Source organism: Sedimentitalea todarodis (assembly GCF_032595355.1).
Taxonomy (GTDB): domain Bacteria; phylum Pseudomonadota; class Alphaproteobacteria; order Rhodobacterales; family Rhodobacteraceae; genus Sedimentitalea; species Sedimentitalea todarodis.
In genome coordinates this window covers 29,735-51,594 of sequence record NZ_JASMWN010000027.1, presented here as the reverse complement: position 1 = coordinate 51,594, position 21,860 = coordinate 29,735, and the positions used below count along the sequence as shown (strand labels likewise).

The following is a 21,860-nucleotide window of genomic DNA, read 5'->3' as shown; positions in this document are numbered from 1 at the left end:
GAAAAGTTATCCACAGCAACAATTTTGATTTTTCCAGATGGAGCGGGGTAACCAACTGAAAAACATATATAAAATGAGCATCCTGAACTGTTATTCGTGACGTAAGAAATTTTTGACCTGGCGATGTAAACCCACGCCGCAGTTAGACTTTTTGTCAATTCGGCGGCCGCGTTTCAGTTGATTCTACGCGTTTGCGATCGTGCGAGGCGAGCAGAAATTCCGTCGAAAGAGGCTTGCAAGGGGTCGAATTGCTCCGCCCGTGGGTGGTTTCGCGCTACGCTAGAACCGTTTTGGATTTCGTCACTGCACTCGGCTTTAAGCGACACGACCAATTCGATCTGCGATGGTGTCTTTGGGAAGGGTAGGGGGCCATGATTGCGGTCACAACCGGGTTGTCGTCCAAGGCCGTGCAGGCCGTGACCTTCCCGGATATCGGCCACCGGCCCCGGAACCCATCGTCCGGATGGACCAAAGGCCAGTCATGCACTAACAATCAAACTGGACCATTCGAGTGGGGCTGATCAGCATCGCAGAAGGTCTCCGGCCAAACTCAACGTCGCCGGGCGAAACCCACTCTCTCATGCATGCTGTGCATACACTGCCGGGCTATGAATGGATCGCTGGAAGGCCGTCATCGGGCCCAAGCTGAAAGCGTGTACCTTTGGAAATCAGAAGGCAGAAGCCAAGATTGGTGTAAGGGTTCTCAACCGGATGGCCGGACCTAGCCGCCCAGGTTTTGAACGCACCGCCTGAATTCTGTCTCGGGAAGGATGTGTTCCGAGTTGCAGTCGATCTATGCAACACAACACATGGCAAGCGAATTTATCGGACATGACGCGAGCCTTCCAGGCGCGGCGCTTTAGATGGATTTGGTCGACAGTAAACGCCGTTATGCAATGGGCTGAGAAGACCATACCTACCGGCATTGACCAAGAACGTCACATTGAGACATTGCTTCGAATTGTGGCAGGAGTCACTTTGATTCGTGCGAAAACCCCTGTTAGATTCACGGGCGGAAACCTACCCGGTCTGATTTTTTTCCCACAATACCCGCATATGTTCTCTTGCTTCATCTAGATCGCGAGCAATGCAGTCCACACCCATCAAACCAAGAAGTGGTTCGGCATCTTCAACATCTCGCCCGCTCACCAAGAGCGGAGCATGAGGACAGCAAATGTGCAATGCGACGACAAGCCGTGACAATGCATCGACCGAATGCCGCCCAGCCAATGACAGGCCTAGAATGCTGCTTGGAGTCCGTTCGATGTCGGCGACCAGCTCGTCGTGATCCAGACCGATCTTGAGCGAGATCTCCCAACCGTCCTTGCGAAACAAATCCGCGGCCATGCGGATGCCGAAGGTGTGATCTTCCCCCGGCACAGAGGCAAAGATGGCAGATTTCTCCGGAGCGTCAAAGGCTGGAACGAACAGGTGTTTCATTCCGCGCATGATTGCGAACATGCGACCCGTTCCGACGGTCACCTGTACAAAGTCTGCACGGTCCTCGTTCCACCAGTCCCCCAGCATCCGAGCCGCCGCCGCAAGATACTTCAGGTAGATGGCTTCCGGGGGTGCACCTTCCGCACGTGCGCCGAAAATGATCGCTGCAGCTGCTGTATCGTTGTCAGAAATCAGGGCCGTGCAGAGTTCTTCCAATTCCGCAACGGTCGGCTCGTGCGAAATATGTTCGACTTTGCTGTGGCGCGACGCAAGGCGCCGAATGACCTCCCGAGCCAACCCGGCGACCTGATCCTCAGGAAGGCTCTCTTTGAGGCGTCGGATGTTGGATCGGCTCTCTTCGTATATTCCGAATTCCAGGGGTTCAGCTGACGCAGTTGACGTAAACACTTGTTGTCCTCCCGAACTTCAGCATTGTCTCTGGCTTTTGGCAGCCAAGTGCTGCTTCTGGCCCTTTCATGTGCTTGGAACGTCGACCAAGAATTCGGGCGGATCATTCCAATAGACTGTAGATTTGATCATCGTGGACGCGTCAGAGGGTATCGAAACGGTTTGAAAGGGACGTTCTTGATTGTTTCCCGGAAGAACGACGGAATTCTGTCGATCAGAACATCGGCAAGACGCCATTTGGTGGGCTTTCCGACGTTGTGTTCCTTGAAGTTCACCACCAACAGGCGTTGCGAAAAACTCGCAAGCTAACGTGCCGGTTTCAATGCAGTGTTGGTGGCCTCCATCCCTCATCACTATCAGCCTCTTCGGGCAGCAATTGCTCTTGACTGCTGGCGGGTTGGCAAGTCGAAAACCAATATGCGCCAGCTTCAATCCTCTGGCAGATTAGATCGTCAGAAAGTTAACGAGATAGTTCGGATTTGCCACTACGTAGAACTGCGTACGCAATTTCCGCGATCATCCGACCATACGGATGAGATCGGCAATGCCCCGTGCATGCATTTTTTCGCGAATTCGCGAGCGGTGGACTTCGACGGTTCGCTGACTCACGCCAAGCTCGTTGGCGATTTCTTTGTTTAGCTTTCCTTCCAGCAGATGCCGGAGAACCTCATGTTCGCGATCTGTCAATTTGGACAGGCGATCGGCAACGATCTTTTTCGGAATGTTCGGTGGCGTGCGATTGAAAAGCATGTCACCTGCGGAGCTTATGGCCTCCAGAAGTTGATCTGCTTGTGCTGGTTTTTCAAGGAAGTGGACGGCACCGGCCCGCAGGCTTTGGACGGCGACCGGAACGTCACCGTGGGCGGTGACCACCACAATCGGAAGGCTGACATGGATGTCTTTCAGATGGGTTTGCAGTTGCATGCCGCTCATTCCGGGAAGGCGCAGGTCGAGAACCATGCAGGCCTTACGGCATGGGTCATATACGGACAGAAACTGTTCTGCCGAGTTGCATGCAATAGTCTCGTACCCGTGCGCGTTCAGGAGAGCGCAAAGAGATCTCGAGACAGAATCGTCATCCTCGACCACATAGATCGAGAAAAATTCATCCGGTTTTTTCATCTTGTTCCACCCGAATTGGTAGTTGGAATGCCATTATAGCGCCCTTGGTCGAGGGTTCCGACCAGATACGTCCGGCGTGGGCCTCTATGATGGAGCGGCAGAGCGACAGCCCGATTCCCATGCCCTTTGTGGTCGAGGCATGAAACGGTTCGAAAATGTGCTTTTGCTGTTTCGCGGGAATGCCGCCACCGGTATCCCGAACGATAACCTGAACAAATCCGTCAGTCTTTGCCGCCTCAACCGTCAGGACCTGTTTTTCGGAATCCTGCATCGCTGAAATGCTGTTTCGCGCCAGATTGAGAACGACCTGACCGATCTGAACCGGATCAGCCCAGACTTTGGGAAGATTGTGGTCAAGGATCAGATTGACTTGGAGTCGTGGCAACTGGCTCGCAACCAGCGCGAGGTCGATCCCCTGCCTGATTGTCTTGTTCAGGTCGATGTAGTCGGCATTCAGATCACCGCGGGAAATGAAATCCCGCACGCGGCGCACCAGGTCACCCGCTCTTGTGGTTTCCGAAACGGCTTCGTTGATCAGTTGCTCGGCACGGGCAGGGATCGCGACACCTGCATTCCTGAATTCCTGGCGACACGCGTTGACGTAATTGGCAATCGCCGACAACGGCTGGTTCAATTCATGTGCGATCGCCGATGCGAGCTCGCCAAGGGAGCTTGCCCTTGCCGCATCAAGCAGGGCGTGGCGCAAGCGGACTTCCTCCGCCTCGGAAATCTTTTGCGCTTCAAGGGCGACGCGCTCCCTTTCGAGGCTGTTCAGGGCGAACAGGGCCCGTCGCAGAATACGCAATGCATCCCGATCAATGGCGTCAAATGGTCGGCTCTTGCCACGTCTTTCTTCGCGCCACAGAGCGAATGATCCACGAGGCGAAAGCCGCGCGATACCGTCCTCGGTCCTGCTTTCGATTTTTTCGGGTTTGCCGGCCCAACGGATCGTTTGGTCAAAGTTGCTGCGTAGGAAGACAAGATAATCCTTGCTGTCTTCGGACAAATCCAAAAGCGCGGCGCCGGCGGCCACCTGCATTTGTGCGTCACTCATTTCGATGACGTCCGACAAATGCGATGTCGTTGCCACACCATCGGAAAGCAAGGCGCGCAGATAGGAAAAATCGAGTTTTTTTTCCGGAACGGAACCGACTTCGATAAGATCGCCACCCAGAGAAAGTAGAAGACCTTGCGCGTCCATCAATTGCATCAGGTTGGACGCCTGATTGACAATCAAGTCCCGAAGCGGCGTTCCGGAGCGGGCTTGTTGCTCGAACCGAAAAGCGGTTTTCTCTGCCTTGATGCTCTTGCGAAGCTGATTGGTGTTCTCGATGCTCTGCAGCAAGGCAGAGGTCGTGCCGCCAAGCAGTTCGGCAAACCGCAACCTGCTCGAAGAGATCAGTCGCCTGTCGTAGTGATGGCAGGCAACCAGCCCCCAGAGTTCGTTGTTGGTGACCAGGGATATCGACAGGCTGGCGCCGACGCCCATGTTCCTGAGATATTCGACATGAACGGGCGCGACCGCCCTGAGCTTGGAATAGGTCAGATCCAGTGGATTGTCCGATTCTGCGTCGGCAACGGCGCCTGATCGGCTGACAATCGGCATGCTCTTGCAGTTAATGTCCGGAATTGACCGCATCACGTTCAAGGCAAAATGGCGACGGGCCGGATCAGGTATGTCGGATGCCGGATAGTGCAGGCCCAGGAAACTGTCGGGACGGTTGGTGGCCTCCGCAATCACCTCGCCATGTTTGTCCTCGGCGAACTTGTAGATCATCACACGGTCAAACCCGGTGACTTCGCGGATCATCTTTGCGCTGGCATCTGCAAGTTCCGTAAGCGCGCCGGGCTTGACCAGTTCAGAGATAATGCCCTGCCTCAATAGCTCATCTTCCCAGATCGAAGCCGGCGTCGGCTCTGGCAGCAGAAACTCGAGGATGATGTGGCCATTGTTCCTGTGCGGCAGGCATTCCGTATTGATCAGTTTTCCGTTCTGCCCGGCGAACCTGATAAACCACGGTCTCAGCAGTTCAGGTGTCGATGGATCCAGCGGGGCATTCGGTAGCTGCATCGCGTTGTCTTTGCCAATAAGGTGCCAAAGAGCCTTGCCAAGCAACTCTTCAGGCGCGGAACCCAAAAATGAGCCCGTGTTGATGCTGGCGTACTCAATGATCTGGCTTTCCTCGTTGACAGCAATCAACGCGCCGTGCGGTTGGACCGCGCCAATCAGGTGGATCGGCTCGCGGTCGCACGTTTCCAGGTCAACCTGGCCAGTCGTCACGACCTCTCCCCCTTCTTGGCGGTGAAAGACCGATCAAGCGGGGCCAGCCAGTCTGCGAGCAAACGGAACGTATCACAAGCTCCGCTCGCGAGGGCGTCCATCGTGCGGCGGTCGGAATGAAGATGCTCAAGATACCGATTTGTCATTGACCAGCGCCGCTTGTTTTCCGATCGGCACCACGCCCAAAAACGCCGCCCATCCGGCTGCTCACTGCCAAGAAGCTTCCGTGCGGCGCGGTCGATGCCGGTGCCCCCCAAGGTCGCCCCCTCTATCACATACAATACACCGCCAAGGGACGCAGGGGAGACCAGATCGAATACACTTTCGCAATGTGGGTTTTCGCGTATCGATCTATGACTGAAGTCAAGGTCGCGCAAATCCTGCTCAAGAAGGTCTGATCGCCTGGCATAGCAATAACCTGCCCGGTCGTCCGTCCGCCCGGCCATGACGCGATCAATCGCCAGGTCGAGCGGTGCATAAAATCCGTGAAAGCGCCGGATGAGTTGACGATACTCCTCAAGGCCCAGCGATTCTTTGAACAGCGCTTCAAAACTGGAATGCTGATGCAGGCGGTTGTGTGCGTCGCTTGTCTGATTTCGCAAGACGTCACGAAGCGAGACATCTTGCAAAGCAATCGTTTCTGTCAACAAATTTTACCCCAATTCAGGTCTGCATGCACGGACCGCTCTCGCATATACTAGCGCCTTATCAGGGCTAGGGAAGCGAACACTTGCCGGTGCACACCGTGTAGGTGGCGCATTGCCGATTCCGCCTGCGGCACTCAGCCGTCCCCCGGTGAAAGCGTCGCCGAACTTGAAACGTCTATGATCGAACTGAAACAATCGACACCTATGTGACAGCGGTGTTCTCAGCCCATGACCGGCGGCTGCTCCAGCCAGCGTTGTATTTGCCGGACTAGTTCCTGCGGGCGTTCTTCGTGCGCGAGATGCCCCAGCTTTGGCAGTTCGACAAATTCCGCTTGGGGAATGAGGGCTGCAGCCCTCATTGAAATTTCCGGTTTCACGGCCCGGTCATCCCCGCCAATGATCAACTGGCACCGCGTCTTGATGGTCGCCATACGGTCAAGAAGGCCATCAATGTTCCACTGCGCCATCATTTGCAGCGCTCCTTCGACGTGATTGCGGTCTGAGATCAGCCTGGCATAGTACCCGATCCCTTCCTCCGTGAGCGTTGACCCGGTGCCTTGTATCAGACGCCGCGCCCGCGATTGCGTGTTGCGACCAGCGGAAAATGCAAGGGATGTCAGCGGGTTCAGTGCCAGGAGCTTGGCGAGAAGAGGAAAGAGCCACCCCGCGATACCTTCGAACCGTCCGAGGGCGGCATTGATGCCGATGACCGCAGGGAGTGGACCTTTGTCATCCGTGGAGGTCTGGACCAGGTTAAGGGCAATCGCGGCACCTGCGGAATGGCCGATGATGGCGGACGGCGCCCAGCCTTCGGCGGTGCAGAGCGCGGCGATGTCCTGGGTCATCGCCGTCAAGCTGCTGCGACCTTGTCTTGCGACCTGCGTAAAGCCATGGCCGGGAAGGTCGAGCGCGACGACGTGATGTGTCTCTGCCAAGAGCGGGATGAGATCGCGCCAGCTGTGGGTGGAGGCGCCTGCGCCATGCAGCAACAGCAGCGTGTCACCGGTGCCCGTTTCCTGCACATGCCATTTGTTTATCCCGTGAACAACACGCCGGGACAGGTGATTAAGTGGCCAGGTCGGCAGGTCGCGCTCCCAATCCATGGTGTCAGCGCTCCAACGCTGAATCCACCGCCGCGCTGATCCCGTGGGCATCGGCACGCGGCAAGGCGATGTAATTGGCGTCAAGATCGCCCGCCAGCGCGGCCGCCTGGGCACCCGGGCGCATCGCGGTGTCGATCAGCACGCTGGTGATCCCCTCGTGACAGATCTGTTTGGCCACAGACGAGGCCTCGGCCAGGGCAATGGCGCGGCCAGCGGCCCCGTTCAGCCCCACATTGGCGCGCCCGTCCGTCAGCAATGTTAGCATCGGGCTGAGCCCGCGTCCGCGCGCGGTGAGGGCCAGCGACGCCGCCGCCTGCAACCCCGCCGCGAGAGGCGTGCCGCCACCCCCGGGCAAGGCGGAAAGGCGTCGTTTGCCCTGAACGAGTGAGCGCGTGGGCGGCAACAGCAGGTCTGCGGTCTCACCCCGAAACGCGATCAGCGCGACCTGATCGCGTTTGGCGTAGGCCTGTGCCAGCAGCAATTCGACCGCCCCCTTCGCTTCCGAGAGGCGCGCGACGGCGGCGGAACCCGAGGCGTCCACAAGAAAGATCAGCAGCCGGTCCGAGCGATCCTCAAATCGACGGATGCGAATATCCGACGGGTGGATGATCACCGGCCTCCCGTCGTCGGGCTGCTGGCGCCGCAGCCGTTGCCAGGGTGCGGCGGCCCGCAATGTGGCGATCGGGTCGATCCGGTTCCTGCCGTCCGGCGTGCCCGGTCGCGAGGCGAGCGGCCGACCCCGGCGATTGCCGGTTCGGCGCGCACCCGCGCCACCGCCGGTTCGGCCCCGTGCCGCTTTGCGGTTCCTGAGTTTCTCCAGAAGATCGGGGGGAAGCAGTGCTGCGACGGCCTCGACCAGCATTTCGTCGGGTATGGACGGCGAGGACGTGCTGTCGGTGTCCGAGGCGCCCTTGGTCGGGTCGGGGTTTTCCGGTGCGGCGGGCTCTTCTTCGGTTTCGGGTACGATCAGGGCGCGGCTGGGAAAAACCAGCTCGGACGCTTCGCGAATGTGCGAATCCTCGATGGTGTCGCTGCTGTCAAGGGCGGCAAGGGCGCGTGCTGTTCGCAATGCCAATGTCGGCGCGCGCATGCTGTCGATGCCGAAGCGAGCGGCCAGCAAGGTCAGGGTCATGAGGGTGTCGGGATGCACGGCGACATCTGCCAGCCGATGACGGGCGCTGTCGATATCTGCCGGGGCGGGAAGCCGAAACAGGGCGTCGTGCAGGCTGAGATCGTCCAGATCGATATGAAAGGCCAGCCGGTCGAGCAGTTTTTCGGGCGCGGCTTCGTCGGCACTGGCCCCTTCATCCAGCAGGATCAGGGCATGTCCACGGGCGCGGTCGAGTATTTGCCCCAGACGCGCGGCAAGACCGGGCGCGATACGTTCGGCCATCGGTATGACCAGGGTTGCGCGCTCTGCGTCCAGCCCCGCGTCGATGACCGGCCGGCCTTCGGCAAGGGTGGCTGCAACGTTCAGGCCGCCAAAGAGCTGAGCGTCCGAGACAGAAGGGGAAATCCGCCGCAGAGGGCCGGGCAGTTTCGGCAGCAGGGCCTCGAAAGCGGCGCGGACGGGGCCGACACGGGCGCGCAGGGTCAGGCCCTTCAGCCCGTCCGGATCCACGGCCAGCGCGGCGAGCGCGCGCGCGGCTCGGTCTGCAGAGGGCGCGGCGACGTTCATCCCAAGACTTCTTTCACGACACGCCCGACCCGGGTGCCTGATCCGGCTTCATCCAACGGATCACGCCGCAAGCGATGGCCGAGCGCCATTGGCGCGACCTTGCGCAGATGGTCGCGGCCGGTTTGCGACGCGCCCTTGTAGGCGGCAAACGCCCGCGCGGAGCGCATCAGCGTAAGCTCGCCCCGAAGGCCATCGGTTCCAAGCGCAAGACAGAGGGTCGCGCAATCCCTGAGCGTATCGTCTGATGTCGCGGTGTTCTGGAGTTGCGCGCGCGCGGTCAGGATGTCCTTGCGGATCTTGCCGTCCTTGCGGCGCCAGCGGGTCAAGAACGCCTTTGTATCGGTTTCGAACGCATCACGGCGGCGGATCACTTCGACGCGCTCATCAATATCGGTGGGCGAGGCAACTTCGACAGAAAGGCCAAAGCGATCCAGCAGTTGTGGCCGCAATTCGCCTTCCTCGGGGTTGCCTGATCCGATCAGGACAAATCGCGCCGCGTGCCGGATCGACAGACCTTCGCGTTCGACCGCGTTGACCCCGGACTGGGCGACATCCAGCAGCAAATCGACGATATGATCCTCAAGCAGATTGACCTCGTCGATATAGAGATATCCGCGATTGGCGCGCGCGAGCAGGCCGGGTTGAAATGCCTTCTCTCCCCGGGTCAGCGCGCGTTCGATATCAAGGGCGCCGGTGACGCGGTCTTCGGTCACGCCAAGGGGCAGATCGACGACGGGGGTCGGTTTCTTGACCAGTTTCTCGGACTTGATGTCGGCCCAGTCCGGGCAATCGGCGATATCGGCCGCGTTCACCGGGCAATCCGCGACGGCGGTTATCGGCGGCAACAAGGCGGCCAGCGCCCGTACGGCGGTGGATTTCCCGGTGCCCCGGTCGCCGAACACCAGAACGCCGCCAAGGCTGGGGTCGATCGCGGTCAGGATCAGTGCAAGTTTCATCTGCTCCTGCCCGACGATGGCGGAAAATGGAAAAACGGAACTCATGCTGCGACCTCGGACCGGGTGAGGGGACTTCTGCCCTGCCAGGTGCCGCTGTCACCCAGAACGTGGAAACGGGCATAGAGTTCTTCGCTGAACCAATCGCCCTCCCGCACCGCGCGGATGGCACGCGCATGGGGGCCGTCCCCGCGCGCGAAGTCGGCCATCGCCCTGGTGTCCGGCCAGATGGAAAAGGTGATCTGGTGCATCAGGGGCACCTCGCCGATCCCGATCTTGAAAATGACATTCCCGTCCGCGCCGATGACCGAGCTGATATCGGGAACGCGGCGCCAGAACTTCAGGGCCTTGAGCGGGCGGATCGTGGCGCGTGTGAGGGCGGCAACCGGGCCCTGATCGGTGTGATCCGTGGTTTTGAAGGGGCGCACCCCCGACCATTCACCACGCGCGGATATCGGCGCCAAGAACACCGTCCAGCATTCGCTGGCGCGTTTCAGGTACCGCAGAAAGACGGGGGCCGAGCGCGTTTGCAGGCGCGCGGTTTCCTCGTCCGGCCAGGTGGCGAGGATGGAATAGACGGCAGTATTGGGTATCGGTGTAAACCCTTCGCCGGTGCCCGAACCGCATAATTTCCAGAAACCGACACCGTCCAGTCGCCGCATCTGCGACCGCGCGAGGCCCATCATCGCAAATGCCCAGACTTTGCTAAACCCTGTTGGAAAGCGGAAAAAACTGATCGAAACGGTTTGGATGACAAAGCTCCTTCGCGGTGTGCGTTCGAATAGTCGCACGCTTTTCAAAGACAGGAAAGCGTTGCAGAGAGTGATTGTCAACTAAACTAGACACATGTAGGCTTTGAGAATGTTGACACGCCCCGAATCTTTCCAGGGTGAACGCCTTGTCCCGGCCGGAAGACCGCATGCAATCGTGATCGGTGCCGGGATGGGCGGCCTTGCATCCGCCATGCGTCTGGGTGCGAAAGGGTATCGGGTCACCGTTCTGGATCGTCTGAACAGTCCCGGCGGGCGCGGGTCCTGTGTCTGGCAAAACGGGTATCGCTTTGACCTCGGGCCGACGATTGTCACCGTCCCGCATGTTTTCCGCGACCTTTGGCGCGCCTGTGGCCGGGACTTCGACGCGGATGTCACGCTTGTACCCCTTGATACGTATTACGAAATCCGATGGCCCGATGGCAGCCGCTTCAAGGTTCATGCCGACGACGCCGCGACCCTCGCGGAAGTCGCGCGACTGTCGCCGAATGATGTCGCCGGATACGAGCGGTTTCTTCGAGACAGCGAGAAGCGCTATCATTTCGGGTTCGAGGGCCTGGGTCGGCGGCCCATGAACAGGTTGTGGGATCTGGTCAAGGTGCTGCCGGGATTTGCCATGCTGCGCGCCGACCGCTCGGTCTATGGCCATGCGGCTGCCTGTGTGCGGAATGAAAAGCTGCGCATGGCCTTGTCTTTGCATCCCCTCTTCATCGGCGGCAACCCCACCAAGGTGACGTCGATCTACATCCTTGTCAGTCATCTGGAAAAGGCGTTCGGGGTGCATTATGCCATTGGTGGTGTCGATGCCATTGCCCGCGCGATGCAAGGGGTCGTCGCCGATCAGGGCGGGCTGGTGCGCCAGAACGCGGAAGTCGACGAGATCCTTCTACGGGACGGCCGCGCCACGGGTGTTCGATTGACCGGCGGTGAGGTGCTGACCTCGGATATCGTGGTGTCGAACGCGGATGCCGGACATACCTATGATCATTTGCTGCGCAATGTGAAACGGCGGCGTTGGACCAGGAAACGTCTGAGCCGCGCTAAATGGTCGATGAGCCTTTTCGTCTGGTATTTCGGAACCCGCGGCACGCGCGACAAATGGGCGGATGTCGGTCACCACACGATCCTGAACGGCCCGCGTTACAAGGGCCTGCTGCGCGACATATTCGAGCACGGGAAACTTTCCGACGACATGAGCCTTTACGTGCACCGCCCCACGGTCACCGATCCAAGCGCCGCACCCGCCGGCGACGATACCTTCTATGCGCTCAGTCCGGTTCCGCATCTGCGCCATGACAACCCGGTCGATTGGGGCAAGATGGCCGAGACCTACCGGCAAAAGGTGCAGGCCGTTCTGGAAGATCAATTGCTGCCGGGACTGGACGCACATCTTACGGAATCGCTGGTCTTTACCCCGAACACGTTCCGCGACCGCTACCTGAGCCCGCACGGTGCCGGGTTTTCGCTGGAGCCGCGCATCCTGCAGAGCGCTTGGTTTCGGCCCCACAACGTAAGCGAAGAGGCCAGGGGGCTATACATCGTCGGCGCGGGCACGCATCCCGGCGCGGGCCTGCCCAGCGTGGTCACAAGCGCAGAGGTGCTGGACCAGCTGGTCCCCAATGCAGAAATGGTGAAACAGCTATGATTGAACCCCAGGATATGGCGCATTGTGTCGAGGCGATCCGGCACGGTTCCCGTTCTTTTCACGCGGCCTCGAAACTGTTGCCGCGCAAATTGCGTGATCCGGCTCTGGCGCTTTATGCCTTTTGCCGGCTGGCGGATGACGCGGTTGATCTGCAACCGGCCAAGGCGGATGCGGTGCTACGGCTGCACGAGCGGCTTGACCTCGCCTATGCCGGGCGGCCACGGAACGCACCCGTAGATCGGGCATTTGCCTCGATCATCGAGGATTTCCAGATGCCGAGCGCGCTGCCGGAAGCCCTGTTGGAGGGATTGGCGTGGGACGCGATGGAAAAACGCTATGCCACCCTGTCGGACCTGCGTGCCTATTCCGCGCGTGTTGCGTCCGCCGTGGGGGCGATGATGTGCGTCCTGATGCGGGTCCGTGACCGCGATGCGTTGGCGCGGGCCTGTGATCTGGGCGTGGCGATGCAATTGACGAACATCGCTCGTGACGTGGGCGAAGATGCGCGCGAAGGGCGGTTGTATATTCCGACCGATTGGATGGCGGACGCCGGACTTGATGCCGAAGCCTTTCTGGCCGCGCCGGTGATGTCCGACAATCTGCAAAGCCTGATAGATCGCCTGCTGCGAGAAGCCGGAGCACTGTATGTGAGGGCTGATGCCGGCATTGGCGCGTTGCCCGCCTCCTGTAGACCGGGGATTTTTGCCGCGCGCTACATCTATGCCGGGATCGGTGGCGAGCTCCGACGGCTCAACTGCGATGCGATCAACTACCGGGCGCGGACGGTGGGTCACCAGAAACTGGGTTGGGTGTCGCTTTCTGTCGTTCGGGCGCTCGGTACGATGGTGATGCCCCGCTCGCCGGTAATTCACGCACGACCTCTGGTGGAAACGGAATTTCTGGTCGACGCCGCCGCCGACAAGGCCGCGCCGGATCGCGGCTGGAGCGATGCGCTCTACGGAACGTTGGCAGGCCTGAAGGCGCGTGACGGGGCGCAACGGACGGCGTTGATGTGACCCGGGTGGAGTGCTAGGACGTCCACATGGAATGGGTATATTTCGCCATTTTTCTGACCTCCTGTTTTGTGGCAGGAGCCACCGGCGGCATGTTCCCTCCGGGACAGTGGTATGATGAACTGAACAAGCCATCATGGACGCCGCCCAACGTCGTTTTCCCGCTGGTCTGGACCACGTTGTATATTTTTATGGCGGCAGCGGGCGCACTGGCGGCAATCAGCCCTGACAACTCACTCGCGCTGGCGCTGTGGTCGTTGCAAATCGTGACCAACATGCTGTGGACACCGGTCTTTTTCGGCCTTCGCAAGCTGAAGGCGGGATTGTTTGTGCTGGTGTGTCTGTGGATTTCCGTGGCGGCTGCAATGATCGCGCTGTGGCAGGTTGACTGGCGGGCGGGGCTTCTGTTCTTCCCCTACCTGATCTGGGTGACGATCGCCGGAGCGCTCAATCTTGCTGTTGTTCGCTTGAACCCCGAATACACCTCGTAGTCCACTGGGCCCTAGCTGAAACTCCAGCCCGCCCGGCGCGGAACCCGACAGGCCAGCATCGGTTTGAGAAACCGCGAACGAAACCGCCGAAGGTCAAGCGCTTCGTGCACACCGATACTGGCCTCGCCATTGATGCAGGTCTGAACGGTCGAGCGGCTGTAGAACGGCGTATCGAGCATATTCTGAACCTGCTGCGGCTGGACTCCGTTATCGGCCCGCGTCTCACGCGCGACGGCCCACAGGCTGCGCGGCAGGCGCGCCTTGGGTGGCGGGGCCGTCTCGGATGCTGCTCCGGTCTTGTCGAAATGGGCGCTGATCGAAAGCTGGCTGCCATCGAGCAGGGTTGCGTCATAAAAGCAGGCGCTGCCATCGCGCAGCGGGAAGCGGCCCCATGACCATTGGGAAAAATCCTCTTCAAGGGCGCGGGTTCCGAAATTCGCATCGAAATAGCCGTGGCCGTCCCATTGCCAGCCGGGGGCCTCGAGATCGACGCGGATGTCGCAAGTCGGGGCAAAGGGCCGCCAGATATGGCTTGCGTCGGGCGTCAGGGCCGCTTCGACGGATGTCAGGGCGGACGGCGTCAGGGTGATCGTGCCGCGCACGCGCGACACCAGCGGAGGCGCGCTGATCTCGTCGACGTCGATGACCAGCCGGCCAGCCTGCCAATGCATCGACGATGGGCCGACGGTAAATTTGTCGGCGCATTGCCTGAGGGCCGGGCGCCCGCGATCCGTCATCGTGAAGCGCCCTCCGGGCCCATAGGTGGCGACATTGATGCAAACGTGGTTCTGGGGGTCGCGTCTGCCGGACCATGCATACCAGGGTGAAAAGACCGACCCTATGAATCCGATGATGCTGATGGCCCGCCCGCCACCGTCGCGGATGCCGTCGACATACCACCACGCGTAGCCGTTGGGCGGCACGTCGATGTCGAAGTTCGGCCTTTCAGTATCGCCTCTGCCGCATGCCGTGCGGAAAGCGTTGCCATCGGCAGGCCGGCCCCCGGATGGGTGCCGCCCCCTGTCAGAAACAGCCCCCTTATCGCCGTCCGGGCCTGCGGGCGCTTCAGCGCAGCCGTCAGCCCGTGCGGGCTTTGCCCGTAGAGAGACCCGGTCGAGGCCGGGAACAGCCTGTGGAAATCCTTCGGCGTTGTCAGGCTTTCCGATCCGGGCGTCGGATCGAACCGAAGGCCGAATCGCCCCAGTGTTTGAAAGGTGCGTGTCTGACATCTTGTGAAGTCCTCTTCTTTCGACTCTGCGGACAAGGCGGGCGCATTGGCAATCGTCTCGAACCGTTCGAGAGCGGGCGCAGGCTCGGGCTGGCCGCGATCCATAGCGCAGACATAGATCGTGGGGTCGTCAATCAGCTCTCCGCGGGCCAGCATGTCGAACTCCGGCCTGGGGTCATCCCGAAAAAAGACGTTGTGGTGGCTCAGCGCGGGGCCGGTTGCACGGGCGGCGAAGGCCCAGACCTCGGCGGAGAGGCTGCGAGCGGCCTGCCGGGTCTGCGGCGCGACGATCTCGCAACCGGCACCCAACTCGCCAGTGGCCAGGGCGCGGGGATCGCCATTGAACAGCACCGTCTTTCCGGTAACGATTTGACCGCCGGCAAGCGTAATGCCCGTAACCACGCCTTTTTCCGCGTTGATCCGGTCAACTTTGGAGTTGAAGTGGAATTCGGCGCCGCGACTGGTGGCCAGTCGCGCAATCGACCGGGCCAATTCATGCATGCCACCCCGCACGATCCAGATCCCCCCCGCTTCGGCCTGCCAGATCAGTGACAGAAGGGCGGGCGAAAGGTAGGGGGATCCGCCCACATAGGTGGCATACCGCCCAAAGAGCTGGACGAGGCGGGGATCATCGAATTGACGCCTGAGCAGGCCGTCAAGCGTCGAGAAGGGCGCCAGTCTTGGCAATATCCACGGTCGGGCCGCAACCCGGCCTGCCAGTTTGAGGACGGACGGCGCGGGTGCCCGCATCATGGGGGCATCGAATGCCTGGAACAGGTGCCGGGCTGTCTTGCCGAAACTCTGGAACTGGCGTGCGGACCTGGTGCCCGAAAAGGCCTGGATGGCAGCGATGTTTTCATCTTCGCTGTCGAACAGATCAAGGTGACTGCCGTCTTTCCAGAAATGTCGGGCCAATACCCTCTGGCGTATCAGCGTAACGTGGTCATCCAGCCGTTCGCCGAGATCCGAAAAAAGCGCATCGAACACCGATCGCAGGGTCAGCACCGTCGGACCGGCATCCACCGGCCCCGCCGCAGAGGGCAAACAGCGCATTTTGCCGCCAAGGGTTGCGTGCGTTTCGAACACTCTCACGTTCATTCCGGCATGAGCCAGCCGCGCCGCGGCCGCAAGTCCGGCAATCCCCGCGCCGACGATAAGGACAGGATTGCCTGAATTGGACGAGTGCGCCGCGGTTGCCATGCCTAATTGTTGACTCGGCACATCAAAGTGTCCAGTATGATTTACACTATTACTGTCAATAATGTATGACACATGTCGATTGGGAGGTGGCGATGCCGCTAACAGAACGGATCGAAACCGCCATAGCCAATGCGCTGTCATTGGCGCAGGGCGGTCAGGCCCCGTCGCGCCTGGCCGCGGCAATCGAATATGCAACGCTGCCTGGCGGAGCGCGTATTCGCCCGACAATCCTTTTTTCCGTGGCCGCCGCATGCGGTGATGACAAGCCCGACCTGGCCAACGCCGCCGCCGCCGCGCTTGAACTGATGCATTGTGCCAGTCTGGTGCATGATGACCTTCCCTGTTTCGATGATGCGGATATCCGGCGTGGCAAGGCGTCGGTCCACCGCGCCTTTTCCGAGCCGCTTGCCGTTCTGACGGGTGACAGCCTGATCATTCTGGCGTTCGAGACGCTGGCACGAACGGCCGAGATCGACGAGACGCGTGCCGCGCGGATGATCCTGTCGTTGACGCGCCGCACCGGTATGCCGAATGGCATTTGCGCCGGGCAGGGCTGGGAAAGTGAGCCGCATATCGATCTGGGGGCCTATCACCGATCCAAGACGGCGGCCCTTTTTGTGGCGGCAACCGAATTGGGGGCAATCTCCGCGGGCCATGATCCCGAACCCTGGTATGATCTGGGGGCACTGATCGGCGAGGCCTTTCAGGTGGCGGATGATTTGCGCGATGCCCTGATGGATACCTCGGTCCTCGGGAAACCCGCGGGTCAGGATGATCTGCATGGGCGACCGAATGCCGTGGCGCAGTTGGGCGTGAAGGGTGCGTTCGAGCGGCTGTCTGACATTCTGGCCGGGGCGATCGCATCTATTCCGTCCTGTCCGGGTGAAGCCGCGTTGGCCGAGATTGTCCGTCTCAAGGCGCAATCGATCATGCCGAAAGTTCCCGCCAGAAACAGGGCGTGAACGATGCTGGCGGCAGGCGATCAAACCTCCCGCGTGCAGCTTTCGCCATCCGTCTGGTTTGCCCGCCTTGTGGCGCGCCCGGGCTTTCAGAAATGGGCCAGCCGCCTGCCCATCGGCCGGGCGGTCTCAGAGCGTGACGGAGCCGAAATTTTCGACATTCTACAGGGTTTCGTGAAGTCCCAGGTGTTGCTTGCCCTGGTGGAAATGGACATCCTGCAGCGCCTTCTGGACCAACCCGCCTCGGCGGAACAACTGAGCCTGTCGTCAGGCGTGCCGCATGATCGGATGGAGGGGTTGCTGAAGGCCGGGGTTGCCATGCGATTGCTGAAGAGTCGCCGCGACGGGCGATACATTCTGGCCAGACGCGGCGCGGCGATCCTGGGCGTACCCGGTTTGCCGCAAATGATCAGTCACAACCGCGCGTTTTATGCGGATATGGGCGATCCCGTCTCGCTCTTGCGAGGGGTGAGCGAAACGCATTTGGCCCGTTTCTGGCCCTATGTTCTTGGAAAATCAGATGAAATTCCGCATGATGTCGCTGAAAGGTATTCCAGCCTAATGGCCGAGTCGCAGTCACTTGTGGCCCAGGATACGCTTCGGATGGTGAACTTTGGCGGCATCAATACGCTCTTGGATATCGGGGGTGGCTCGGGCGCATTCCTGAAAGCCGTCCTTCGGAAGTATCCCAAAATGAACGCGATGCTGTTTGACCTGCCCGAAGTCATCCCGGCGGCCCGCGCGAATTTCGGACAATCCGGGCTGGAAAGCCGGGTATCCCTCCGACCCGGCAGCTTCCGCGAGCAGCCTTTGCCAGACGGTGCGGATGCCATCTCGCTGATCCGCGTGCTGTATGACCACGACGACAAGACCGTTTCCGACCTCCTGTCCAAAGCCTTTGCCGCACTGCCAGTGGGGGGACGATTGATCGTGTCCGAGCCGATGTCCGGCGGTTCCCGGCCCGAACCGGCCGGGGATATCTATTTCAGCTTTTACACGATGGCCATGGGGACGGGCCGCGTTCGGTCGGCTCGGCAGATTGCCGACATGTGCGAAGCTGCTGGTTTCGCTGACATAAAACTGCCACGTGCACCGCGCCCCTATGTATCCAGCGCAGTGACCTGCTCAAAGGCGCCATAATCTTCTCGGACTTGGTGTAAAGAAAACTTGACACATATTGCTGTCTCCCTAAACTTACAAGTATGGCAATGCCGCATCTACCGAGTCTTTCGCTCGGTAGCAGGATAGGGAGACCAAAATGGAGACGCGTGCCGTCTTTCTGAACGGTCCAAAGGATCTTCAACTGGATACACTGCCGCTCAAGACGCCGGGCGCTGGTGATCTTGTCGTTGATATCGCCCATTCCGGTATTTCGACGGGAACGGAAAAACTGTTCTGGTCCGGGCAGATGCCTCCTTTTCCGGGCATGGGGTACCCTCTGGTTCCCGGGTACGAGGCGGCGGGTGAAGTGGTTGAAGCTGCTTCCGGCACCGGCTTCAAGGCCGGTGATCATGTTTTCATCCCGGGTGCAGATTGCTTTGACGGGGCATTTGGCCTCTTCGGCGGGGCCGCATCCCGGCTGGTGACGTCAGCAGAGCGTGTGACGCGCATTGACCCGGCCATCGGTGCTCAGGGGGCGCTTTTGGCGCTGGCGGCAACTGCGCGACACGCCATTGCCGGGTTGGACAAGGCCGTACCTGATCTGATCATAGGGCACGGCGTTCTGGGGCGGCTTCTGGCACGACTGACCGCTGCCGCCGGCGCGCCTGCTCCGACGGTTTGGGAGATTGACCCGGATCGACGCAAGGGCGCCGACGGCTATCATGTGACCACATCGGAGGATGATCCGCGTCGTGACTACACCGCGATTTACGATGCCTCTGGCAACGGTGCGATCCTGAACGATCTGATCGGCCGCATTCGCAGGGGCGGTGAAATCGTTCTGGCAGGCTTTTACGCCGAGCCTCTGAGTTTTGCCTTTCCGCCCGCCTTCATGAAGGAGGCGCGTTTTCGCGTCGCCGCCGAATGGGCCCGCGAAGATTTGATTGCCGTGCGCGACCTGGTCGATTCCGGTGCGCTGTCGCTCGGCGGTCTGATCACGCATCAGGCATCCGGCGATGATGTTCCGGGTGCGTATCGCACGGCATTCGAGGACCCGGCCTGTCTGAAAATGATTCTCAATTGGAAGGACGCAGCGTGAAAGACGATGTACCAAATCTGAAGGACTTCGATCAGCGCCTGCGCGACGAGGCCAGTGAAGACCTTGCCGATCTTATCACCGAAGAACCCACCAAGAAAACCCAGATCATTGCGATCTACGGCAAGGGCGGCATTGGCAAATCCTTCACCCTTGCCAACCTGAGCCACATGATGGCCGAACAGGGCAAACGGGTTCTGTTGATCGGCTGCGATCCTAAGTCCGACACCACAAGTCTGCTGTTCGGCGGCAAGGCCTGCCCAACGATCATCGAGACGTCGACCAAGAAGAACCTTGCCGGTGAGCAGGTGAAAATCGGCGACGTCTGCTTCAAGCGGGGCGGTGTCTTTGCGATGGAGCTCGGCGGCCCGGAAGTCGGGCGTGGCTGTGGCGGTCGCGGGATCATCCACGGCTTCGAGCTGCTGGAAAAGCTGGGCTTTCACGACTGGGATTTCGATTACGTCCTTCTGGATTTCCTGGGCGACGTGGTTTGCGGCGGGTTCGGACTGCCGATTGCGCGGGACATGGCACAGAAAGTGATCCTGGTGGCGTCGAACGACCTGCAGTCACTCTATGTCGCCAACAATGTTTGTTCGGCGGTCGAATACTTCCGCAAGCTGGGTGGCAATGTCGGCGTCGCGGGTCTGGTCATCAACAAGGATGACGGATCCGGCGAGGCGCAGGCCTTTGCCAAGGCGGTGGACATTCCGGTTCTGGCGTCGATCCCGCAGGATGACGATCTACGCAAGAAATCAGCGAATTATCATATCGTCGGCACCGCCGAAAGCCAATGGGGACAGCTGTTCGCCGATCTGGGTGACAACGTCGCGGTGGCCCCGCCGGTACGGCCTGCGCCATTGAATCAAGATCAGTTGCTTGACCTCTTCGACGGTTCGGAAACCGGTGCCGGCCAGGTGCTGGAGCCCGCAACGGATCAGGACATGCGCGGCAAGAATGCAGCGCCCAAAGCCAGCCTGGAGGTGATCTATGACGAAGCGTGATCCTCGCAATGCGAATGAGGCATCCGGCGTCCATGAGGTGCCAGAAGTCAATGATCTGATCGAAAAGGCAAGCCCTCAGCAACTTGAACGCCTGCTTTCTGACATTCGCGCAAGCGCGCCTTGGTACGAACAAAATCCGATGGGGCACGCATGACCGAAGAGGTCAAATATGATGGCGCTGCCGAGGCCAAGGTCATTCGCGGCCCCTCGGACGAAGCGCCCGGCGCGGTTTTGGACCAAGGGCAGGGCTGTCACTCCGGGTCAGAGATGGAGAAGGCCGCGAGAATGGCAGGCCAGTCCGATCTCCTAGACCAATATGCTCGGGATTATCCGCAAGGTCCGCACGACAAACCACAAAGCATGTGCCCGGCGTTCGGGAGCCTGAGGGTGGGTCTGCGGATGAAGCGGGTGGCGACGGTGCTGAGTGGGTCGGCCTGTTGCGTCTATGGCCTGACCTTCGTAAGCCACTTTTACGGCGCAAGACGCTCGGTCGGCTATGTGCCGTTCAACTCCGAGTCGCTGGTGACCGGCAAGCTGTTCGAGGATATCCGCGACGCGGTGCACGAATTGGCCGATCCTGACCGGTTCGATGCGGTGGTTGTGACCAACCTCTGCGTGCCCACTGCCAGTGGTGTGCCTTTGCGGCTCTTGCCAGATGAAATCAACGGTGTGCGTATCGTCGGTATTGATGTTCCGGGTTTCGGTATCCCGACCCACGCCGAAGCCAAGGACGTCTTGGCGGGGGCGATGTTGAACTATGCCCGCAAAGAGATCGAGGCGGGGCCGGTCGCAGCGCCCGAAGGGGGCAAGTCTGATCGCCCCACCGTGTCGCTTCTGGGTGAAATGTTTCCGGCCGATCCAATGATGATCGGCGCGATGCTCGCACCCATGGGCCTGGCAGCGGGACCGGTCGTGCCGTGTCGCGAGTGGCGGGAGCTCTATGCCGCGCTGGATTGCGGTGCCGTGGCAGCGATCCATCCTTTTTACACCGCCGCAATCCGGGAATTTGAAACCGCAGGTCGGCCCGTCGTCGGTAGCGCACCCGTTGGACATGACGGGACAGCCGCCTGGCTGGCCGGAATCGGTGATGCCTTTGGCTTGGCCGCTGACAAGGTTGCGGCGTCGCAGAATGCGTTCTTGCCCGCGATCAAGGCCGCACTTGGCGCGGCTTCGATCAAGGGAACCATTACGCTAAGCGGCTATGAAGGCAGTGAACTGCTGGTGGCGCGCCTGTTGATAGAAAGCGGGGCGGATGTGCCGTATGTGGGCACGGCCTGCCCCAAAACGCCGTGGTCGGAAGCGGATGCCGAGTGGCTGCGCGCCAAGGGCGTAAAGGTGAAATTCCGCGCTTCGCTGGAAGATGATTGCGCCGCGATGGACGGGGTCAAGCCCGATCTGGCGATTGGTACGACGCCCGTCGTGCAAAAGGCAAAAGAGTCGGGTATTCCGGCGCTTTACTTTACCAATCTGATCAGCGCACGACCTCTGATGGGACCTGCGGGTGCCGGAAGCCTGGCGGAAGTCGTGAATGCGGCCATCGCCAATAAGGCGCGCATGGATCATATGCGCGAGTTCTTTGAAGGCGTCGGGACCGGCGACACAGCAGGCGTTTGGGAAGGCAGCCCCAATCTACGCCCCGAGTTCCGCGCGCTGAACCAGAAAAAGATCGAGAAAAAAGCCCGGGCCGCCAAAGCGCAGGAGATGATCTGATGCGCTGGTCTGGC

At 60.4% G+C, this 21,860-nt stretch carries 19 protein-coding genes; 9 read left to right on the top strand and 10 right to left on the bottom strand.

What is annotated here, in order from left to right; translation table 11 throughout:
- Positions 1-1,020: 1,020 nt before the first annotated feature.
- From QO231_RS22810 to crtA, 8 genes are all read right to left on the bottom strand, one after another.
- Complete coding sequence (locus QO231_RS22810; protein WP_316781933.1) at positions 1,021-1,848, bottom strand: cobalamin B12-binding domain-containing protein; 828 nt, start codon at positions 1,846-1,848, stop codon at positions 1,021-1,023.
- Between the two features lie 516 nt (positions 1,849-2,364).
- Positions 2,365-2,970 (bottom strand): response regulator transcription factor, encoded by a 606-nt coding sequence (locus QO231_RS22805; protein WP_316781930.1) that lies wholly within the window; start codon positions 2,968-2,970, stop codon positions 2,365-2,367.
- Positions 2,954-5,251 (bottom strand): ATP-binding protein, encoded by a 2,298-nt coding sequence (locus QO231_RS22800; protein ID WP_316781928.1) that lies wholly within the window; start codon positions 5,249-5,251, stop codon positions 2,954-2,956. Before QO231_RS22800 ends, QO231_RS22805 begins: the two co-directional genes overlap by 17 nt.
- Entirely contained in the window at positions 5,248-5,898 is a 651-nt protein-coding gene (locus QO231_RS22795) for a biliverdin-producing heme oxygenase (RefSeq protein ID WP_316781926.1), read from the bottom strand. The genes QO231_RS22800 and QO231_RS22795 overlap by 4 nt, the downstream gene beginning before the upstream one ends.
- A 221-nt stretch (positions 5,899-6,119) precedes the next feature.
- On the bottom strand, positions 6,120-7,001 hold the full coding sequence (gene bchO / locus QO231_RS22790) for an alpha/beta fold hydrolase BchO (protein WP_316781924.1): 882 nt from the start codon (positions 6,999-7,001) through the stop codon (positions 6,120-6,122).
- A 4-nt stretch (positions 7,002-7,005) separates the two neighbouring features.
- Complete coding sequence (locus QO231_RS22785; protein ID WP_316781923.1) at positions 7,006-8,679, bottom strand: magnesium chelatase subunit D; 1,674 nt, start codon at positions 8,677-8,679, stop codon at positions 7,006-7,008.
- The gene (bchI, locus tag QO231_RS22780; RefSeq protein ID WP_316781921.1) at positions 8,676-9,680 is read right to left on the bottom strand and encodes a magnesium chelatase ATPase subunit I; all 1,005 of its coding nucleotides are present in this window, start codon (positions 9,678-9,680) and stop codon (positions 8,676-8,678) included. Before bchI ends, QO231_RS22785 begins: the two co-directional genes overlap by 4 nt.
- Positions 9,677-10,384: a spheroidene monooxygenase gene (gene crtA, locus QO231_RS22775; protein WP_394356683.1), complete on the bottom strand. Its 708-nt coding sequence runs from the start codon at positions 10,382-10,384 to the stop codon at positions 9,677-9,679. Before crtA ends, bchI begins: the two co-directional genes overlap by 4 nt.
- A 109-nt stretch (positions 10,385-10,493) precedes the next feature.
- On the opposite strand from crtA, the gene QO231_RS22770 reads away from it, so the two are divergent.
- The 3 genes from QO231_RS22770 to tspO are packed head-to-tail and all read left to right on the top strand — an operon-like array spanning position 10,494 to position 13,551.
- Entirely contained in the window at positions 10,494-12,047 is a 1,554-nt protein-coding gene (locus tag QO231_RS22770) for a phytoene desaturase (protein WP_316781917.1), read from the top strand.
- Positions 12,044-13,063 carry a 15-cis-phytoene synthase gene (gene crtB, locus QO231_RS22765; RefSeq protein ID WP_316781915.1) on the top strand — a complete coding sequence of 340 codons (1,020 nt, stop codon included), beginning with the start codon at positions 12,044-12,046 and terminating at the stop codon, positions 13,061-13,063. Before QO231_RS22770 ends, crtB begins: the two co-directional genes overlap by 4 nt.
- A gap of 26 nt (positions 13,064-13,089) precedes the next feature.
- A complete protein-coding gene (tspO, locus tag QO231_RS22760; protein WP_316781913.1) occupies positions 13,090-13,551 on the top strand; it encodes a tryptophan-rich sensory protein TspO in 462 nt (153 codons plus the stop codon).
- An 11-nt stretch (positions 13,552-13,562) separates the two neighbouring features.
- Here tspO and crtC read toward each other — a convergent pair whose 3' ends face one another.
- Positions 13,563-14,435 (bottom strand): carotenoid 1,2-hydratase, encoded by an 873-nt coding sequence (gene crtC, locus QO231_RS22755; protein ID WP_316781952.1) that lies wholly within the window; start codon positions 14,433-14,435, stop codon positions 13,563-13,565.
- Positions 14,390-15,979: a 1-hydroxycarotenoid 3,4-desaturase CrtD gene (gene crtD / locus QO231_RS22750; RefSeq protein WP_316781911.1), complete on the bottom strand. Its 1,590-nt coding sequence runs from the start codon at positions 15,977-15,979 to the stop codon at positions 14,390-14,392. Before crtD ends, crtC begins: the two co-directional genes overlap by 46 nt.
- Before the next feature lie 92 nt (positions 15,980-16,071).
- Between crtD and QO231_RS22745 the strand changes: the two genes are divergently transcribed.
- The 6 genes from QO231_RS22745 (at position 16,072) to bchY (ending at position 21,846) form a co-directional block, all read left to right on the top strand.
- Complete coding sequence (locus QO231_RS22745) at positions 16,072-16,941, top strand: polyprenyl synthetase family protein (protein WP_316781909.1); 870 nt, start codon at positions 16,072-16,074, stop codon at positions 16,939-16,941.
- Positions 16,942-16,944: 3 nt separating this feature from the next.
- Positions 16,945-18,078 (top strand): methyltransferase, encoded by a 1,134-nt coding sequence (locus QO231_RS22740; RefSeq protein WP_316781908.1) that lies wholly within the window; start codon positions 16,945-16,947, stop codon positions 18,076-18,078.
- A gap of 118 nt (positions 18,079-18,196) precedes the next feature.
- Positions 18,197-19,138, top strand: a complete 942-nt coding sequence (gene bchC, locus QO231_RS22735) for a chlorophyll synthesis pathway protein BchC (RefSeq protein ID WP_316781906.1) — start codon at positions 18,197-18,199, stop codon at positions 19,136-19,138.
- Positions 19,135-20,136 carry a chlorophyllide a reductase iron protein subunit X gene (locus QO231_RS22730; protein ID WP_316781904.1) on the top strand — a complete coding sequence of 334 codons (1,002 nt, stop codon included), beginning with the start codon at positions 19,135-19,137 and terminating at the stop codon, positions 20,134-20,136. Before bchC ends, QO231_RS22730 begins: the two co-directional genes overlap by 4 nt.
- A complete protein-coding gene (locus QO231_RS22725; protein WP_316781902.1) occupies positions 20,123-20,290 on the top strand; it encodes a hypothetical protein in 168 nt (55 codons plus the stop codon). Before QO231_RS22730 ends, QO231_RS22725 begins: the two co-directional genes overlap by 14 nt.
- Positions 20,287-21,846 (top strand): chlorophyllide a reductase subunit Y, encoded by a 1,560-nt coding sequence (gene bchY / locus QO231_RS22720; protein WP_316781900.1) that lies wholly within the window; start codon positions 20,287-20,289, stop codon positions 21,844-21,846. The genes QO231_RS22725 and bchY overlap by 4 nt, the downstream gene beginning before the upstream one ends.
- Positions 21,847-21,860: the final 14 nt, after the last annotated feature.

What these genes read in the sequence shown, in the direction of transcription:
- QO231_RS22805 (WP_316781930.1), bottom strand. Translation starts at nt 2,970, where the DNA reads ATGAAAAAACCGGATGAATTTTTCTCGATCTATGTGGTCGAGGATGAC.
- bchO (WP_316781924.1), bottom strand. Translation starts at nt 7,001, where the DNA reads ATGGATTGGGAGCGCGACCTGCCGACCTGGCCACTTAATCACCTGTCC.
- QO231_RS22785 (WP_316781923.1), bottom strand. Translation starts at nt 8,679, where the DNA reads ATGAACGTCGCCGCGCCCTCTGCAGACCGAGCCGCGCGCGCGCTCGCC.
- bchI (WP_316781921.1), bottom strand. Translation starts at nt 9,680, where the DNA reads ATGAGTTCCGTTTTTCCATTTTCCGCCATCGTCGGGCAGGAGCAGATG.
- QO231_RS22770 (WP_316781917.1), top strand. Translation starts at nt 10,494, where the DNA reads ATGTTGACACGCCCCGAATCTTTCCAGGGTGAACGCCTTGTCCCGGCC.
- crtB (WP_316781915.1), top strand. Translation starts at nt 12,044, where the DNA reads ATGATTGAACCCCAGGATATGGCGCATTGTGTCGAGGCGATCCGGCAC.
- tspO (WP_316781913.1), top strand. Translation starts at nt 13,090, where the DNA reads ATGGAATGGGTATATTTCGCCATTTTTCTGACCTCCTGTTTTGTGGCA.
- crtD (WP_316781911.1), bottom strand. Translation starts at nt 15,979, where the DNA reads ATGGCAACCGCGGCGCACTCGTCCAATTCAGGCAATCCTGTCCTTATC.
- QO231_RS22745 (WP_316781909.1), top strand. Translation starts at nt 16,072, where the DNA reads ATGCCGCTAACAGAACGGATCGAAACCGCCATAGCCAATGCGCTGTCA.
- QO231_RS22740 (WP_316781908.1), top strand. Translation starts at nt 16,945, where the DNA reads ATGCTGGCGGCAGGCGATCAAACCTCCCGCGTGCAGCTTTCGCCATCC.
- bchC (WP_316781906.1), top strand. Translation starts at nt 18,197, where the DNA reads ATGGAGACGCGTGCCGTCTTTCTGAACGGTCCAAAGGATCTTCAACTG.
- QO231_RS22725 (WP_316781902.1), top strand. Translation starts at nt 20,123, where the DNA reads ATGACGAAGCGTGATCCTCGCAATGCGAATGAGGCATCCGGCGTCCAT.
- bchY (WP_316781900.1), top strand. Translation starts at nt 20,287, where the DNA reads ATGACCGAAGAGGTCAAATATGATGGCGCTGCCGAGGCCAAGGTCATT.